The organism is Candidatus Thiosymbion oneisti, assembly GCF_004359955.1.
GTDB lineage: Bacteria > Pseudomonadota > Gammaproteobacteria > Chromatiales > Chromatiaceae > Thiosymbion > Thiosymbion oneisti.
Genome location: NZ_SMSC01000004.1, coordinates 141,851 through 158,115 on the forward strand (window position 1 = coordinate 141,851; position 16,265 = coordinate 158,115).

The following is a 16,265-nucleotide window of genomic DNA, read 5'->3' on the forward strand; positions in this document are numbered from 1 at the left end:
AATGGCTCAATTATTCCAGCTTTTCGGAATGATACTCAGGGGAGTTTTCGTGATAACCTTAACCAGAAACGGGAAATCCCCCGGCTTTGCCGGGGAGACAGTAAAAGTTTGACATTTTCGGGAGTTCGTCTGGGATGCTCCGAACGTGACCGTCAAGCACACGATTGAGAGGAGGTCACAATGGGTAAAGCCAAGAGCTTAAGCACTCCGGGTAGGAGAATGAATACCACGTCGTTTCCATTCCGGAATGCCGTCGCCGGGTCTTGTACGAGCAATTGCAACGCCATCTCGGCGAAGTTTTCCGCGAGTTGGCTCGACAGCGAGAGAGCCAGATCGAAGAAGGATACCTGATGCTTGACCATGTTCATATGCTGATTTCTATCCCGCCCAAGTATACGGTGTCGCAAGTGAGCGGGTACACCAAAGGGCAGGGTGCGATCCATTTGGCACAGGTTTACCATCGAGGGCGCGTTAGCGCCCTCGAATAGCCGCTTTGAGCGGCTCACAATCGAAAGCCCCCGGCTTTGCCGGGGGATTGTTACTAAGTGGGTGAACACCGAAGCCAGTCAAACAGAAGAAACGGAGGTGGCCCGCGTAGGCTGGGGTGAGGTACGAACCCCAGCCTACGGCCCTACCTTGTGAAGTTCGAAGTAATAAAAAGTCTATGATAGCGCCTAACCACTGGCTCCAGTCGACGCTTGCTTCGCTGCGCGCGACTGAGCCATAGCGTTATGTGCAATATAAAATCTAGGAGATTGAATAATGGGCGTACCTAAAAAATCAGAGAATGTTCCAAAAAACATGCAGAGAAAATTTAACCAAATAATAACCATTACTGATCAATTTTCTGAAACGCACCTCAATAAAGAATATGCACAATTAATACGATATGCTGTCGCTGCACTATGTAGAAAGCGTCCATCACCATTAGAAAAAGGTAAAGCTGCCACTTGGGCTTGTGGTGTTACGCACGCAATTGGCATGGTTAACTTTCTTTTTGACAAAAGTCAAAACCCTTATATTAGTGCTTCAGATTTATATAAAGCATTCGGCGTTGGTCAAAGTACGGGTCAAGGGAAATCAAGGTTAGTACGTGATTTACTTGATATGTACCAAATGGATCCAAATTGGTCTCTTCAAAGTAATATTGATAAAAATCCACTCATTTGGATGCTTACCGTCAACGGTGTAATGGTAGATGTAAGAGACATGCCGCTTGAAGTTCAAGAAATTGCTTATAAGAAAGGCTTAATACCATATATTCCAAAAGAGGAAGTCACAGGCACATAACAATGCAAATACACTCGGACGGCAAAAAGCGCCAATTCCATCAACGATCAGTGGCGGATATGTTTCAGGTTTGAAGATGGCGACGCATATGACGTTGAAGTCTGCGATTACCACTGAATGTCGGAGGTCAGGGTGAGCATTGCTAACACGGGTATCAAGCGCCGCCCCACACATCCCGGAGAGATATTGCGGGAGGACTTTCTGCCGGATTATGGACTGACAGTGAGTGGTCTCGCAGGGGCAATTGGTGTGTCGCGTCAATCGGTCAACGAGCTCTTGCGGGAGCGCCGCGCTGTCAGTCCTGAGATGGCGCTGAGGCTATCGCGCCTTTTTGGAAACAGCGCGGAGTTTGGATTGCTTTCCCACGCTCAAAAGACATGAAAAATCCCCCAATCTCACGGTCGCTGCGCGGTTTGACACCCGCTGTGGTAGTCGCGCTCACTTTGCTCTTTCCCGCAACCTGGAGTCCGGCCCAGCAACTCCACCTCCCCGATTTCGGGAGCTCCGCGGAGCTGGTGATGTCCTCGGCTCAGGAGCGCCGTCTGGGGAGGGAGTTTATGAAAAGCGTGCGCAAGGCCTTATCGGTCATCGACGACCCGATACTCACCGACTACCTGGAGGGCCTCGGCAATCGGTTGGTCGCCGCGAGCACAACGGGGGCGGGTAGATACAACTTCTTCTGCGTCGAAAATCCAGCGATCAATGCCTTCGCCGGACCCGATGGTCATATCGGTGTCTTTTCCGGCCTGGTGCTCGCCAGCGAGAACGAGAGTGAGCTGGCAGCGGTGTTGGCCCACGAAATCGCCCATGTGACCCAGCGTCACCTGATGCGTTTCTTCGAGGACCAGAAGCGTTTGAGCATTCCCGCGACCGCCGCGCTCATCGCCGCTACCGTCCTCGGGGCGCAGGTCGATGCGGACCTCGGAGCAGCGGCGGCCGCCGGCATTCAAGCCGCCACGGTGCAGCGGCAAATCAACTTCACCCGCGAGAACGAGAAGGAAGCGGACCGTATCGGTATCGCTACCCTGGCTGCCGCCGGATTCGATCCCTATGCCATGCCCGGCTTCTTCGAGCGTCTGGGCAGGGCAAGTCGTACCCACGAGATCAGCGCCCCCGAGTATCTGCAAACCCACCCGGTTACCAGCAGCCGCACCGCTGACGCCCTTGGCCGTGCCGACCGCTACGGACACAAGCAACGACCGGACGATTTGCGCTTTCACCTGATACGTGCCCGTCTGCGCGCGCGTTCGTTCAGCAACGCGCAAAAGGCGATCGCCCATTTCCGGTCCCAGCTCAAGAGCAAACGCTACCGTAACGAGCTCGCCGCGCGCTACGGCTATGCCCTGGGGTTGGCCCTCGGCAACCAAATCCGCGCGGCACGCGAGATGACGGAGAAGTTGATCGCCCGGTACCCAAACCAGGCCGAGTTCATCATTTTGGAAGCGCGGATCGATGCCAAGAGCGGTGCCAGGGACCGCGCCATCAAGACCTTGCAAACCGCCGTCGGGCTGCGACCATCGAATATCCCACTGCGTATCGCCTACGCCGATACCCTCATGGCGGCGGGACATCCCGCGCGCGCGCTCAAGACCTTGGAGGAGGTCACACGCAGGAGACCCGGCCAGGCATTGATTTACCAACGGATGTCAGATGCTGCCCTCAAGGCAGGGCAAAAGGCGGCAACCCATCGCTACCGGGCGGAAAAGCTCTATGCCGATGGCGACCTGGAACCGGCGATCCATCAGCTCGAGATCGCCCTGCGACAACCGGGACTGAGTTACCACGATGCATCCAGGATTCAGGTCAGGCTCGACGCGATCAAACGGGAAGCAAAAGACGCCAAGAAAAGGCGTTGATGGTGACCGTAGAGTGGGCTGCCGGTCGCCCTGAACCGCAGAGTAGGCATAGGGTAGGGAGAAGCATTAGGGTGTGTTGACACTAACGCAACTTACACCCAACGCGAGGTCCGCGCAGGCCAGCAGATTCCTTTAACCAGACAGCTTCTCAGTGGGCACCGACTTGGGTTAAGCTTAGTGGAACTTTCGTTTCCCCCGCTCAACAAGCGGTCTTAATAACAGGATGCCTTGCTACGACGGGAGCGGGGGCTCGTCGCGGTCAGGGACCACCGGACCGTTCGTTGGAATCCAATCCGTAACCCTCAATCGTTTCTCGACTGGAGATTGTCAATGACTGACCCGAAACGCAGAATCCTGCTCCAGGGATCCTTGGCCGCGGGCGCGGTCGGTGCCGCAGTGGGAACCGGCCTGCTCACATCGGGTGCCGTGCTGGCGGCCTGGCCGGAAAGCGCCTTCACGGCCAAGCAGCTGGACGACGCCTTGAAGGAGCTCTTGGGCACCAATACCTATGAGCGCAGCGACCGCGTCAAGCTCAAGGCCCCGGATATCGCCGAGAATGGCGCCGTGGTCCCGGTGACCGTGGAAGCCGACGTGGAAGACATCGATTCTATCTCGATTATCGCCACCGGAAACCAGACGCCCCTGGTCGCCTCTTTCAATCTGGGCGCAGGCGCGCTCGGCTTCGTGTCGACCCGAATCAAGATGGCCAAGACGGCAACCGTCATCGCCCTCGTCAAGGCCAAAGACCAGGTCCTGAGCGCGTCCAAGGAGGTCAAGGTGACCATCGGCGGCTGCGGCGGCTGACGCCCTTTAAACGAATACGAGGTGAGAGGTAGCTGAAGAATGGCAAATCCAATCAAGATTCGCGCCAAGCTCAAGGGCGAGGTAACCGAGGTAAAGGCGCTGATGAGTCACCCCATGGAGACCGGGCGGCGCAAAGACAAAGCGACCGAGAAGCTCATCCCCGCCCACTTCATTCAGGAGGTGGTCTGCACCTGGCAGGAAAAAGAGGTCATGAAGGCCCTGTGGAGCGGCGGCGTATCCAAGAATCCCTACATTGCCTTCAGGTTCAAAGGTGCCAAGAAGGGTGATACCATTCGGCTTTCCTGGACCGATAACAAGGGCGAGAGCGGTTCGGCCGAAACCGAGATCAAATAAGCCCTTGGTCAACCGGCAGCGGTTGACCATCCAACTATCACCCGTTGCTTACAGCGGCCCCTGGTAGAGGTTCGGCATACCCGGCGGGCGTCTGCGGAATCGCTTATAGGCCCAGAGGTACTGCTCCGGACAAGTATTGACGGCATGCTCGATACCTCGATTGAGTGCCGTCGCGCCGGTGGTTTCGTCTGCGGAATCGACTCCTACGGGCGCCGGTAGGCAATGGATGTGAAAACCCCGGGCCCGGGGGAGCCGCACCGCGAACAAAAAAATCACGCGCGCCCCCGTCTTGCGCGCCAGCCGATTGATCAGCAGCATGGTCAAGGCAGGGACCCCGAAGAAGGGAGCAAACACCGAGCCGGGGTTCATCCTGGGCTCCTGGTCGGGGAGGATCCCGACATACTCCCCCCGCCGCAGGGCCTGCATGAGTTTGCGGATCCCCTGGCGATCGGTGGGGACCAGCTCGGCGCCGGCGCGCCCCCGGACCTCGCGTATCAACCAGTTCAGCTCGGGTTGAGGTTTGTAGAGCGTCGTTGTCGGTCCTTGGGCGGAAAGATACAGCCCCGCCAACTCCCAGGCGCCCAGGTGTGGGGAGAGGACGATCACCCCCCGCCCATCGTCGCGGTGCAACAACTCCCGGCCCGAAACCGCACGCACCAGCGCTAGAACCTTCCGGGTCGGACGCAGCCACAGGTAAGCGACCTCGCTATAGGTCTTACCGTATTCGAGGAATGAGCGCCGGCGAAAGGCAAGGGCCTGGGCAGCTTGGAGGTGCGGGAAACAGAGCCGAACGTTGATCAGGGCATTGCGGCGCTGCTTGTTAGGGATCTTCAACATCAACCAACCGACACAGACCCCAAGCAGGTGGACCAGGGACAGGGGAAGCCGGGATATGGCCCGCAAAACCGATAACGCAAAGCGTTCACGCAAGCTGCTGGGACCGCATTGTCCACGCCCTTTCTCGTCCTTTTCCGTTGCCACCCTGTGATTCATGGTTACCACTTATACTGCCACACGGCACAATCTGCGCATTTCACTCCCTCTCCCTCCGGGAGAGGGCCGGGGTGAGGGGGAAATTCAAAAGCTCGGATTGTGCCGTGTGGCAGTATAGAGCCTGTCTGGCTTAGAGGCTGTCTAAAAACTAACATATTGATTTCAAAGCGGTAGGCTGGGTCAAGGGACTAAACTTAAGCAAACCAGACTTGCCCGTAAACGCTGGGTTTCGTTCCTCAACCCAGCCTACCGTCTACTCTGGCCTACGGCCCTTTTTTAGACAGCCTCTTACAGGTTTGTATCTGTATTTTCCTATACTCAATATGTGCCCTTGAGGTTCAAACTGTCCCCCGGCTTCATCGCAGCCGGATGAGTCGGTGGGCACAACCCCGGTGGGCACAGCCCACCCTACGTCTTGTCGGACTTGGGAATCGGGTTAGGGATGGGCGGCATACCGAACAGGGGGGCGAGCTTGTTATAGAGCTCAATGGCCATGTGGGCGGTTTCAGCGCTGCCTGCAACGGCCTTAACCAGCTTGCCGAGACTGGTTTGGGCATCGGCGATCTTATCCACAAGATTCTTGAGCCGCTGTAAGGGACCGCGGACCTTTTGCTTATCATCGAGATCCTGGTTGTCCTCCAGCTTTTTCAGCGCCCCTTGGGCCTTGTCCAGCTCCGTCTTGAGCCGCTTGAGCTCGGCGGGATCGACATCGGACGCCTCGGCATCCTCGGCCAGATTGTCGAGCAGACCACCGAGCGCATTGCAGACCTGGTTTTTCTGCTCAATGCGCATTTCAATGCTGACAGTCGTTTCCTGTCGCACGGACACTTCAGGACTGACCTGCACATTGAGTGTTGGCGATACCTCTACCCGGAGCGCCTCTGAGCGCAGCCGTTCAAGGGTTGAATAGTCCCTATCAGACAGTCGATCCAGTTCATTGCCCGCCCCTGCTGTGCCGCTGCTGAGTGCCGGCGGTCGTGCAGCGGCCGTACCGACCAACCCCTCCAGCATTGCAGAGATGGAAACATCGACCTGGCCTTCGGGACAATAGACGGTGCCGCGGCCACCGGAGACATATTTCTCCAGCTCGCTATAGTCATACATCCTAGGCTCGGCGGCCTTGCCACAGACCTTACAGCTGCAAGGCACCCGCTCATTCACCTCCAGACCACGGAAAGACCGGAAATGGGTCTGCTCAATCTCATAGCGCAGCACAGCCAGCAGTTGCCGACGCGCCATGGTCCGCTGTGCCATCCGCCCTGCCACCCGCAGCCGCAGGACCTTGCCGCCTCTGGGATCTTCCGTCTCCACCAGCTCGGCGCGGGCACCTTCAGAACTCAGGATTGCGCCTTTGCGCCAGATCAGCGGCTGGTCGTCATTACCAACCTCCAAGAGTTCATGCAGGCGCACGATCAAGCGCGCCAGCAGGCCCTTGGGCATGAAGGGATATTGATACTCGAAATGGAGATTATCCCGGTCCTCCCAGTCATATTCTGGCCTAATGGTAGGGATGAGCTGGGGCACAATATGCAGCTCGCCGTCGCTGCCTTCCAACGGAAAACAGATCTCGAACTGGTCCTTCTGCAGCAGCCGGAATAGCCGGTCGATCTCGTATTCTTGGTAGCCCTCGGCGGCAAGTACCTCATAGAAGAATCGGCGGCGTAGCCGTCCCCGTCGGTTCTGCACCTCATCCCGATCCAGCACCCGGTACAGGGCGTTTACGGCCCACTGGGGGTCGGTGATGATGAAATCCTTGAGCAGCGGGTCCCGGTCGAAATAGACACAGCTGCCCACAAAGCTCAGATAGCGCACCAGCACCCGCGCGGCCTCTTCCTGGTCGATGCCGTGCTCGGTGCAGAGCGCGCGAAACCGCTCAAAGCTCAGATGGTGCTCCGCCTGTCGCTCTTCTACCGCCGCGCGTATCGGGCGCCAAGCCGCCGGCTGCCGCTCGCCCACATGGGGCAGTTTGGAGAGCAGCTGCTGGATGCGAATGCGCAGGTTCTCGATCCGGCCATCCGCCAGGTTTGCCAGATCCGCCTCCGCGGTCTCGATGACCAGCTGCGGAAAGCGCCGCCGATAGGCCCCCAGATCGAAATCCGTCACCTGCCGATTCGCTTTCTCGTGCAGCAATACCAGCACCTGGGTCTTGCGCCCGGATGCGCTGTCCTGGCCCAGCAGCCGGATGATCTTGAGCCAATAGTCATAATCCGTCTCCTGCCGACGCACATCCACTACCAACACATAGAGGGCATTCGGGGTCAGAAAGAACTGGTGGGTGGCGTATTGGATCTCCTGGCCGCCGAAATCCCAGATATTGGCGGACATCTCTTGAGCCTGCTCGGACGCTTGGGAATTACTAAGAAACTCGCAAGTCATGCCCTGTTGGCTCCCTCGCCCCTTGGGAGAGGGTTGGGGAGAGGGGGGATCAATGGCCTTAGCTTCGATACGGTTAGTCGGTGCATAGGGAAAGCGCCAATCCCGATACACATTGATGCCCAGTGTCGATTCGTCTTCCCCCGGCAATTGTGCCACCGGGTCCAGCAGCTTCCGCGCCAATGTCGTCTTGCCGGCACCGGCCTCGCCCACAATCAGCAGCTTGGCCTCATACAAGCGGGCGGCCTTCGCGCGCAAATACGCCAACACAGCGCCCGGACCAGACCGGACAGCGGCGGTGAGGGAATCGGATAAAGGGTTGCCATCTAGCTCCAGTTCGCGCAGATCCTTCAGATCGCCAATCCCGTCAGGCAGCTCCGAGAGCCGGTTGAAGCTGAGATCAAATCTGGTAAGCCGCTGGAGCTGACCGATAGACTCGGGCAACTCCGAGAGCCGGTTATAACTAAGATCAAGGCGAATGAGTTGCCGGAGCTGACCGATGGATCCAGGCAACTCCAAGAGTTGGTTATGGCGTAGATCAAGGCGAATGAGCTGCCGGAGCCGGTCGATAGATTCGAGCAACTCCGAGAGCTGGTTATAGCTGAGATCGAGGCGGGTAAGCCGCTGGAGTCGACCGATAGATTCGGGCAACTCCGAGAGCTGGTTATAGCTGAGATCGAGGCAGGTAAGCTGCTGGAGTCGACCGATAGATTCGGGCAACTCCGAGAGCCGGTTGCCGATTAGATCAAGGTTGGTGAGCTGCTGGAGCTGGCCAGTGGATTCGGGTAGATTCGAGAGCAGGTTGCGGCTGAGATCAAGGCAAGTGAGTCGCTGGAGCCGGCCGATGGATTCGGGCAACGCCGAGAGCTGGTTGTGGCTAAGATCAAGATGAGTAAGCTGTTTTAATCGCCAAAGCGCATCTGGAATCCGGCCTTTTAGCACTCGGATCAAGCTGAGCCGGAGAATGCCTCGCCGCTCTATTTCGGAGAAGAAATCGATATCGCCATGCAATCCCTCCGGCAAGATCTGCAATCCAAAGATTGTGCGATCTTCGAGCTGATCGCGTAGCTGCCGCCATTGCCGGGTGTCGATAATCAGCGAGGGTAGCGGTACATCCGGCAATCGCCGGATCGGGTTGCGGCGGATATCCAGATAGGCCAGCCCAGCGAGCCGTTCCACTTCCCTGGGCAGAGATTCCAGGCCATTGCTGGAAAGGTCGATCGAGCGCAGTGCCGGTAGCTGCGAGTCACCGTTGGGATCGAGTTCTACCAACAGATCCAGCAAGACCGACAGGTGAAGACCCAGTTTGCGGGCGGACAGATCCAGATGCTCGGTCCCATCGGCACGGGCTTGGTCGATGTGTCGGCGGATCAGCGGCGAGAGATGGTCCATAGCGGTCGGTTATCTGGTGTTGGTAATTGGGCGTGGCGCGGATGGTCATGCAATCAGGCATGGAATTTTAGGGTCTGTGGACATTCAACGCCAACCGATTGTTTTCATGGGCCGAATGGCTGCAACACCCCACTGCTTTGGAGTGCGCCGGCAAAGCGGCGCGGCCGCATCGAACCTCAGCCACGGGGGATACCAGCGGCGTTGGCCGGGAATCCGGGCCTTTCGGTTCCACCCGCGCCGCGGCGACGGCGCTTTCCCCTGGCCGCAATACCTTTGCTGGGGACAGATACGTTGCCAAATCCAAAGCGGCGGCAGGATGATGCCACTTGACCGATCCCCGGCTTATGCCTCGCGCTGTCGGTTTCGGTAAGCAGCGGGGTGAAGTGGCCGCCGCACTCCAAAACATCCGGTGGAACCCTGCTATGATCGTTAGCAGTCCGGAATCCATAAAAAGCCGAATTTGCAATCGGCTCGCTGTCACCTCTGGCTCCCACGCTCCAGAGACTGTGAAAGTATTCGCTTTCCCCGGAGGTGGTGGGATGAAATCACCATATCTCACGCTGAATTCAGTATCACGTGGGGCTTAGGAGAAAGATTTTCGGATAAATTATGGAAATTATGTTGCTCTGTCCCTGACACTCTGAAAATCCAGTAATACTTTCACAGTCTCTGGAGCGTGGGAACGAGCCAAACTCCGTACTAGTACAGCAGTACCGAAGTACCGATAACATCGGTTTGGTTCTTGCATTGGGAATCCTTGGTTGCCGCAAATGAACGCGAATCAACGCAAATCGGTCGCAATCGGCTCGCTGTCATCGACAGTCCTTGCCCGGTTCAGTTTATTTGCGTCCATTTGCGTTGATTTGCGGCTAAATTTCCCGTGGAGATCCTACTCGCTCAATGTTATCGGTAATTGAGAGCATCTGTACTAGCATCCCCCTTGGCATGACACCGGTCTTGCATTCGCCCTCCGTTTGCTCCTATCTTCTCATCCAGCACGCCGCTTGTTGCCGCCGTGGGTTATGCTTTCTCTTGGGCTCCAATGCTACCCTTCAGCCTAACCAATTTCGTCAAGTACCTGATCGGCGTCCTGTTGGTCCAGGGCGTCACCGTGCTGCTGGTGGTCACTGCCTACCGCACCGATCTGGAGCAGACCGGTCTCCTCTTTTTATTGCTCAATCTGGCCATCGGCACACTGACCGCTTTTTGGTTCACCTCTATGGCCGAAGGTGGGCGCAAGCAGGCGTTATCGCGGGCAAAAGAAGGCTTTGCACGCGAACGCGAGAAGCTCCGGGTGCACGCGGAGAAAGAGAAAGCCAAGGAGGTCAAGCACAACCAGCGTCGGATCTCCCGGGAGAGGCAGCGCGCACAGCAAGGCGGCAATCTAAAAACCAGTCTGATGCTGGGCGGGGCGGCCGGATTGGGCGTGGTCATGGTGCTGGCGCAGTTTGTAACCTTGGGCCTGCTCACCCTGACCACGGCCGGCGGTGCTGCCTTGGGGTACGGTCTGCGGGCCCGTCAGGACCGGCTGGGATTCGGGATCGGCAAGCTATTGCCACGCACCGAAAAACCGGTCCAGGTCATCGAAACACCAGCTACCAAGCAGGCCATCACGAACAAGAAACGAACCCCAAAGGCGGCCAGTGTGTGATCGCAATGGCTCGCCGGGTCGTCAGCCGCGGATCATGTACAAGAGACGGAGATGGGCCCGCTGGGTTTTTCTCGACGGACTCGAATGGCGGTTAGCTGGCCCTTCCACACGCAGCCGGTATCCAATGCCCAGGTGTTGTGCTCAGCCGCATAGCCCAGCGTCGACCAGTGTCCAAAGATGATGCGGGTACTTTTGGTTGCTCGGTTCGGTACGGCAAACCAGGGCAGATACCTGGATGTTTGAGAGCCCGGAGCGGCCTTCTCTTTCAGGGCCAGGGTCCCGTCGGCCTCGCAATAACGCAGACGGGTGAAGCAGTTGGTGATAAAGCGCAGGCGCTCCATACCAGAAAGCGTGTTGGACCAACGGTCGGGCTGGTTGCCGTACATGGCGTCCAGATAGTCCGGATAATCAGGGCCCTGGAGCACTGTCTCTACCTCGTGGGCACAGGACAAGGCGTCGCGGAGATCCCACTGAGGCGGGAGCCCTGCATGGATGAGGGCGAAATGCTTGTGCGCGTCGAAATGCATCAAGGGGCGGTGGCGCAGCCAATGCAGCAGCTCGTCCCGATCCGCTGCCTGGAGCACCGGGGCGAGGGTGTTCTCTTTTGCCCGTCTCGAGTTGCCGGCCGCCAGTGCGAGCAGGTGCAGATCGTGGTTTCCGAGGACTGTGAGGGCACGCTCGCCGAGCTCCTTGACAAAGCGCAAGGTGGCGAGAGAATCGGGTCCCCGATTGACCAAGTCGCCGACAAACCAGAGGCGGTCTCGGCCCGGGTCGAATCGAAGCGCCTCGAGCAACCGCCGCAGCCTTTCGTAACAGCCCTGGATGTCACCGATCGCGTAAGTCGCCATGGATGTTGCACCATCGCCTTATTTCACATCCGAAGATGCTCTCTGGAGGGTGACGGGGAAAAGGGTTCGAGGTCAAGATGGATACCTGTCAGGGCGAGCGCGTATAAAATTTTTTAAAATCAATGACTTTGTATGGCTGCAAGCCGAACATGATAATAAAGTTTAATTATAACTTATTGATTTATAAGGACATACGCCTGCCCTCGGATACCTGTCATGGGAGGTATTATCCCATTCAGAATTATGCTTTATTTGTTTTGTAAGTGTTGTAAACTTTAATCTTCCAAGGACTATAAAAATTCGACATTTCGTCGGTATGTCTATGTTTCAGGAACCTAAACGGCGTAGGCTCGATCTGTTTTCTGTACTCTTGATCCTGGTCACGCTGGGGATGTCCTTCACCCTGGCCTACCAGGTCTCCGTCTACTATGGGGTAGACCGGATCTCCATCGCTAAACGAACCCCCACCGTGAGTAGCATCGGCGGATAGTAGGTTGTCCCGGCTAGTCCTCCTGCGCGGGGTTGGCTGGCCCCCTCTCCGCAGGGTGGGTAGCGCGGATTTTCCCGCTCTGATTTATCCGGCGTGAGCATTCTTGGTGTGGGATGCGCCGGGAAAGACACTGGCTCGGCGGGTCCGAGCCGCCCGCTACGCGACAACCCACATAGGAATCAAAAGACGAAACGCTCCGGCTCCGGGGCCTTCTCCAGCGCCGGCACACTGGTCTCGAACAGTGACTGACGGCGGAAATCCCGGTCAGTGACGCGGGTCACAAGCAGGGCCTCCATGACCGGTTCTTCGCCGACGACGGTAAACAGACGCCCACCGGGGGCCAGCTGTCTTTCCAGTGTCCCCAGCGCCGCAGTGTCCGGTAGGGAGCCGGTCACGGCAATCACATCGAAGGGGTGTCCATTCACCGGCCCCTCGAGCCCGTCTCCGACGCGTACTTCCAGCCGCTGCGGCTGGAGCGCCTGCAGTGCCGTCCGCGCCTGTTCCGCCAGGCTTGCATGGATCTCCATGCCTACGACATGGCCGCCGAGATGGGACAGGCAAGCCGTTACATAACCGGTCCCGGTGCCGATCTCCAGGATCTTGTCGTCCGTTCGGATGTCTAGGGCCTGTAGCATGTGGGCCACCACCTTGGGTGCCAGCATGGTCTGCCCTTCCCCGATGGGGATCTCTATATCCGCATAGGCCAGGTTGCGATAGGCCGCCGGAACGAATTGCTCCCGTGGGATATCCGCCATAATCGACAGCACCCTGTCGTCCGCGACGTTCCAGGGTCGGATCTGTTGCTGGACCATGTTGAAGCGGGCGCTGTCGATGCTGGTATCCATGGGCGGAGAAGCTACCTCGGCTGGTTGGATATGTAGACAATAAGGCTACGGAATATGTGGTCGTTCGGCAAGCCGCCGAGGTTGGAGCCGGTGGGTGGCGAACAAAAGGTAGAACGGAACAGCAAAACCTTGCCATATGTGAGAAGTAAGGTCCCACCTATCCGGCCGGCTCAGGCTTATTCTCCCCAGGCTCAACGCAATGCCATTAAGTTAGCTGCTGACCGCTGGTCGTGGTCGATCAGGATGCGGAAGAGAAAACGACGAAGCGCGCAAACCGGCGCGAATCCATTCGCGAGGATTCGTGTGATTCGTAGTTTTTCCTCTTTTTCGCTGACCGGTAACGCTTAACTTAATGGCATTGAGGCTCAACGAGGTCCGTCAGTGCTCGGCGGGCCGCAGCGAAGCTGAAATGCGCTTCCATCACCGCCAGTCCGTTGCGCGAAAGCCTTTCCCACAGGGAAGGGTCGGCGTAGAGATGCAGCACCGCGGCGGCGAATTCCGTCGGTTCATCGGCAATCAGTACCGATTCCCCATCTTCGAGGAACATGCCCTCGACCGCCTGTCGGGTGGCCACTACCGGCAGGCCGAAGGCCAGGCTCTGATTGATCTTGCCCTTGACCCCGGCCCCATAGCGCAATGGGGCTACGGACAGGCGACAACCGTCGAAGAACGGGGCCACATCGGGCACATAGCCCAAGATACGCACGTTCGCTGCCGCCAGATCCCTGACCTCCGGCGGTGGATCAGCCCCGATCACCACCAGCTGCACCTTAGGCCTCTCCGCCGAGACCAGCGGGAAGATTTCACGACAGAACCACAGGACGGCATCTCGGTTCGGAGGATGGGCGAAGGCACCGATGAAGAGGATATCCTGTCTGCGTGCAAAGGCGTTGCGGCTACCGTGAATACGGTGGACATTGGACAGGACCCGAACGTTCGCTGTGGGTGCCTCCCGCGCCAACAGAGCGCGTTCCACATGGTTTACCACCAGCGTGGTGTCCGCCTGTGCGATCAGCCCCAATTCCTCGTGCCGGCGCCGCTCGGCTGCGGCACGAATGGCCTTGTCCTCGGTCAGCTCAGCCAACCGCCGCTCGCGCAGGAAGTGGAGATCGACGGTGTCGAAGACGATGCGGGCACGGCGGCAGTAGCGGCGAACGCTGGCCATCAGCTGCGCCGCGGTGTCGGCTCGGCTCAAGATCACCAGGTTATAGTCCGCCCCGTGTGCTTGGAGGTGCCTGTCGATCGAGGAGACATAAGGTCGATACAGCACCTCCACGCCACGCTGCTGCAAATCGGAGACATAAGGTTGGGGCGCTTCCAGATTGGAGGCCGCGAAGGTTATCTTGAATCCGAGTTCTTGGAGTACCACGAACAGGTTTTGCATCCGCAGGGAGCCGGATTCCTTGTCCGGGGTCAGCATGTAGGTGTCGCTGACAAAGACCCGGCGCCGGATTCGACGCTCCTTCTGCCGTTCCAGTTGGTCCCCACGCGCGCCGTGCGCCGCGAGCTCACCGCGCCAACGGGCCACGAACCTTTCCCGGTTGATGGCCTGAAACCGCTTCATACCCATGGCCGCGGTCTCGTTCGTCCCGGCGCTTACCCCCTCGAAGTGCACCACCCTCGATAGGGGCGCGTAGAGGACGCGATAGCCGGCCGCGCGGACGCGAAAGGCCAGGTCCACATCCCCGTAATAGGCCGGTGCGAAGTGTTCGTCGAAGCCCCCGAGCTGCTCGAACAGATCGCGGCGGATCGCCAGTGAGGCACCGGAGACATAGTCCGGCTCGCGTACATAACCGTACCGGGGCTTGTAGGGGTCATCCAGATGGCCGTAGTTCCAGAAAGAACCATCCCGGAAAACAATGGCCCCGGCCTCTTGTTGGCGCCCATTCGGGAACAGCAGCCGACTGCCCACGACACCGACCTTCGAGTGCCTGCGGAAGGTCCCGATCAGGGCATCCAGCCAGCCCGGTTGCACCTGGGTGTCGTTGTTGAGAAAGACGATGTATCTGCCCCGTGCCTGATGGGCTCCGGCGTTGCAGGAACGAACAAAACCCAGGTTCCGCGAATTTACGACCAGACGGAGATTCCCGAAGCGGGACAGCTGCGCTCGCGTCTCGTCCGTCGAACCGTCATCGACGACCAGGACCTCGAAGCCGAAGGTACTTCGTTGACGCCTGAGTGCGGCAAGGCAGTGAAAGGTGAAGCGATACTGATTGAAGACGGGGATGATGATGGACACATCCACTACCGACACCACAGGGAACCCGAAGGGCTCGAAAGGCGGATGGAGCGTCAAGAGCTCGGGTTTCCGCTTGACCGAGAGCGGGGGCGTCTGCAGGCGCCGCAACAGCTTGGCGACCAGGACCGGGAGACCTTCCGTGCGGAGTACCTGCCTGGCTCGGGGTAGGTATTTAAGTATGACGCTCAATTGCTTAGTTGTCAGGTCCCGGATGATTACGAGGAATTTTTTTGAACAGTTGAGGCTGCTGAGCGTACCATTTTTGGAGTGTCTGGAGGGGTGTTTGGTGGTGTAAGCTTTTCTGGGGGATGTGGTGATTATACAGATAGACAAAGCGCTTGAGGGTTGCCTGCAGGGAGGCGGAGGAATCGAAGCGGTGGGTGCGCAGCACGTCGGCGATGCGACCATTGAAGCGTTCGATCATGCCGTTGGTTTGTGGGGTTCGTCCCTCACCCCAACCTATGTGCTCCTCAGCGAAAGCCGAACAGCTTGGCAATACCCAATAAAGCCGACTTACCAATCTTATAGGCAGTAGTCACAAGCCCAATGGCGGGATTTAGTCTCGCGAGCACAGCAAAGCCGGCCTTTGTACCAATTTCCATAGCGACCTTGCGAAATGTTCTCCCACTACTGCGCGCTTTGTGAACATTCCTCTTGAGTTCGCGGTAGTCTTGGTAGTTTGTTGCTAAACTTACTGCAGAGCGGATTGCGGAGAAATCGTCGAAAGATACATCGTCTGCAGCTGTTGCGAAGGATTCAAGCTGCTCCGCATATGCAATAAGATTTTGAGAAAGCCTTTCGGTCTCTTGCCGATTCGCTAAGACTGTGTCGCCTATCCGATCAACGGCAGCGAGATACTCTGAAATGTTACGTTCAACATCGGCCTGCCGAAGCTTCAACTCCTCGTAGCGTAAACGTAAATGAGTTGTTTTTTCCTGAAGCCTTGAGACCCGAGCTGCCAGCCTACTCCTGTCCTTGCGCAGTGTCTCCTGCCGCTGTCGTTCTACGTCGCGCTCTTGTCGCAATTTTTGCAGGTCTGACTTCAGCTCCTCACCGCACGAAATAAAACCAAAGAGCCCTATTTTTTCAGGATCACAGTCTCTTGCGGGGGCTACACCGGTTACAGGGCA

12 protein-coding genes and 4 pseudogenes are annotated in these 16,265 nt (G+C 57.9%); 9 read left to right on the plus strand and 7 right to left on the minus strand.

The genetic code is table 11. The features are described from left to right. Window positions 1-239: 239 nt before the first annotated feature. From tnpA to soxZ, 7 genes and pseudogenes are all read left to right on the plus strand, one after another. Window positions 240-470: pseudogene (gene tnpA, locus E1958_RS03470) on the plus strand (IS200/IS605 family transposase); the annotation flags it as partial. A 292-nt stretch (window positions 471-762) separates the two neighbouring features. After that, on the plus strand, window positions 763-1,290 hold the full coding sequence (locus E1958_RS03475; protein WP_207787580.1) for a DUF6398 domain-containing protein: 528 nt from the start codon (window positions 763-765) through the stop codon (window positions 1,288-1,290). A 30-nt stretch (window positions 1,291-1,320) separates the two neighbouring features. Continuing rightward, a pseudogene (locus E1958_RS21145) lies at window positions 1,321-1,407 on the plus strand (type II toxin-antitoxin system RelE/ParE family toxin); the annotation flags it as partial. A 15-nt stretch (window positions 1,408-1,422) separates the two neighbouring features. Then, window positions 1,423-1,641: pseudogene (locus tag E1958_RS03485) on the plus strand (HigA family addiction module antitoxin); the annotation flags it as partial. 167 nt (window positions 1,642-1,808) lie between these two features. Further along, window positions 1,809-3,146, plus strand: coding sequence for a M48 family metalloprotease (locus E1958_RS03490; protein ID WP_243448302.1), 1,338 nt, complete (start codon window positions 1,809-1,811; stop codon window positions 3,144-3,146). 330 nt (window positions 3,147-3,476) lie between these two features. Then, the gene (gene soxY / locus E1958_RS03495; RefSeq protein ID WP_133510629.1) at window positions 3,477-3,950 is read left to right on the plus strand and encodes a thiosulfate oxidation carrier protein SoxY; all 474 of its coding nucleotides are present in this window, start codon (window positions 3,477-3,479) and stop codon (window positions 3,948-3,950) included. A 39-nt stretch (window positions 3,951-3,989) separates the two neighbouring features. After that, window positions 3,990-4,304, plus strand: coding sequence for a thiosulfate oxidation carrier complex protein SoxZ (soxZ, locus tag E1958_RS03500; RefSeq protein WP_133510630.1), 315 nt, complete (start codon window positions 3,990-3,992; stop codon window positions 4,302-4,304). A 48-nt stretch (window positions 4,305-4,352) separates the two neighbouring features. On the opposite strand, the gene E1958_RS03505 is transcribed toward soxZ, so the two are convergent. Next, a complete protein-coding gene (locus E1958_RS03505) occupies window positions 4,353-5,285 on the minus strand; it encodes a lysophospholipid acyltransferase family protein (protein WP_243725230.1) in 933 nt (310 codons plus the stop codon). 420 nt (window positions 5,286-5,705) lie between these two features. Continuing rightward, entirely contained in the window at window positions 5,706-9,062 is a 3,357-nt protein-coding gene (locus tag E1958_RS03510) for a leucine-rich repeat domain-containing protein (RefSeq protein WP_133510632.1), read from the minus strand. A 1,042-nt stretch (window positions 9,063-10,104) separates the two neighbouring features. Here E1958_RS03510 and E1958_RS03515 point away from each other — a divergent pair. Next, window positions 10,105-10,713, plus strand: coding sequence for a hypothetical protein (locus E1958_RS03515; RefSeq protein WP_133510633.1), 609 nt, complete (start codon window positions 10,105-10,107; stop codon window positions 10,711-10,713). Window positions 10,714-10,745: 32 nt separating this feature from the next. Here the strand turns inward: E1958_RS03515 and E1958_RS03520 are convergent, their stop codons facing one another. Then, the gene (locus E1958_RS03520; protein ID WP_133510634.1) at window positions 10,746-11,561 is read right to left on the minus strand and encodes a symmetrical bis(5'-nucleosyl)-tetraphosphatase; all 816 of its coding nucleotides are present in this window, start codon (window positions 11,559-11,561) and stop codon (window positions 10,746-10,748) included. A gap of 316 nt (window positions 11,562-11,877) precedes the next feature. On the opposite strand from E1958_RS03520, the gene E1958_RS20095 reads away from it, so the two are divergent. Beyond that, window positions 11,878-12,051: a hypothetical protein gene (locus tag E1958_RS20095; RefSeq protein ID WP_165741566.1), complete on the plus strand. Its 174-nt coding sequence runs from the start codon at window positions 11,878-11,880 to the stop codon at window positions 12,049-12,051. Between the two features lie 179 nt (window positions 12,052-12,230). On the opposite strand, the gene E1958_RS03525 is transcribed toward E1958_RS20095, so the two are convergent. The 4 genes and pseudogenes from E1958_RS03525 to E1958_RS20100 all read right to left on the minus strand — a co-directional run. Beyond that, window positions 12,231-12,896: a protein-L-isoaspartate O-methyltransferase family protein gene (locus tag E1958_RS03525; RefSeq protein WP_133510635.1), complete on the minus strand. Its 666-nt coding sequence runs from the start codon at window positions 12,894-12,896 to the stop codon at window positions 12,231-12,233. A gap of 349 nt (window positions 12,897-13,245) precedes the next feature. Then, on the minus strand, window positions 13,246-15,324 hold the full coding sequence (locus E1958_RS03530) for a glycosyltransferase (RefSeq protein ID WP_243448303.1): 2,079 nt from the start codon (window positions 15,322-15,324) through the stop codon (window positions 13,246-13,248). A gap of 4 nt (window positions 15,325-15,328) precedes the next feature. Continuing rightward, window positions 15,329-15,580 (minus strand): annotated as a pseudogene (locus E1958_RS03535) (integrase core domain-containing protein); the annotation flags it as partial. A gap of 25 nt (window positions 15,581-15,605) precedes the next feature. After that, window positions 15,606-16,265, minus strand: a 660-nt coding sequence (locus tag E1958_RS20100; RefSeq protein WP_166664584.1) for a hypothetical protein, incomplete at its 5' end; no start/stop codon positions are given.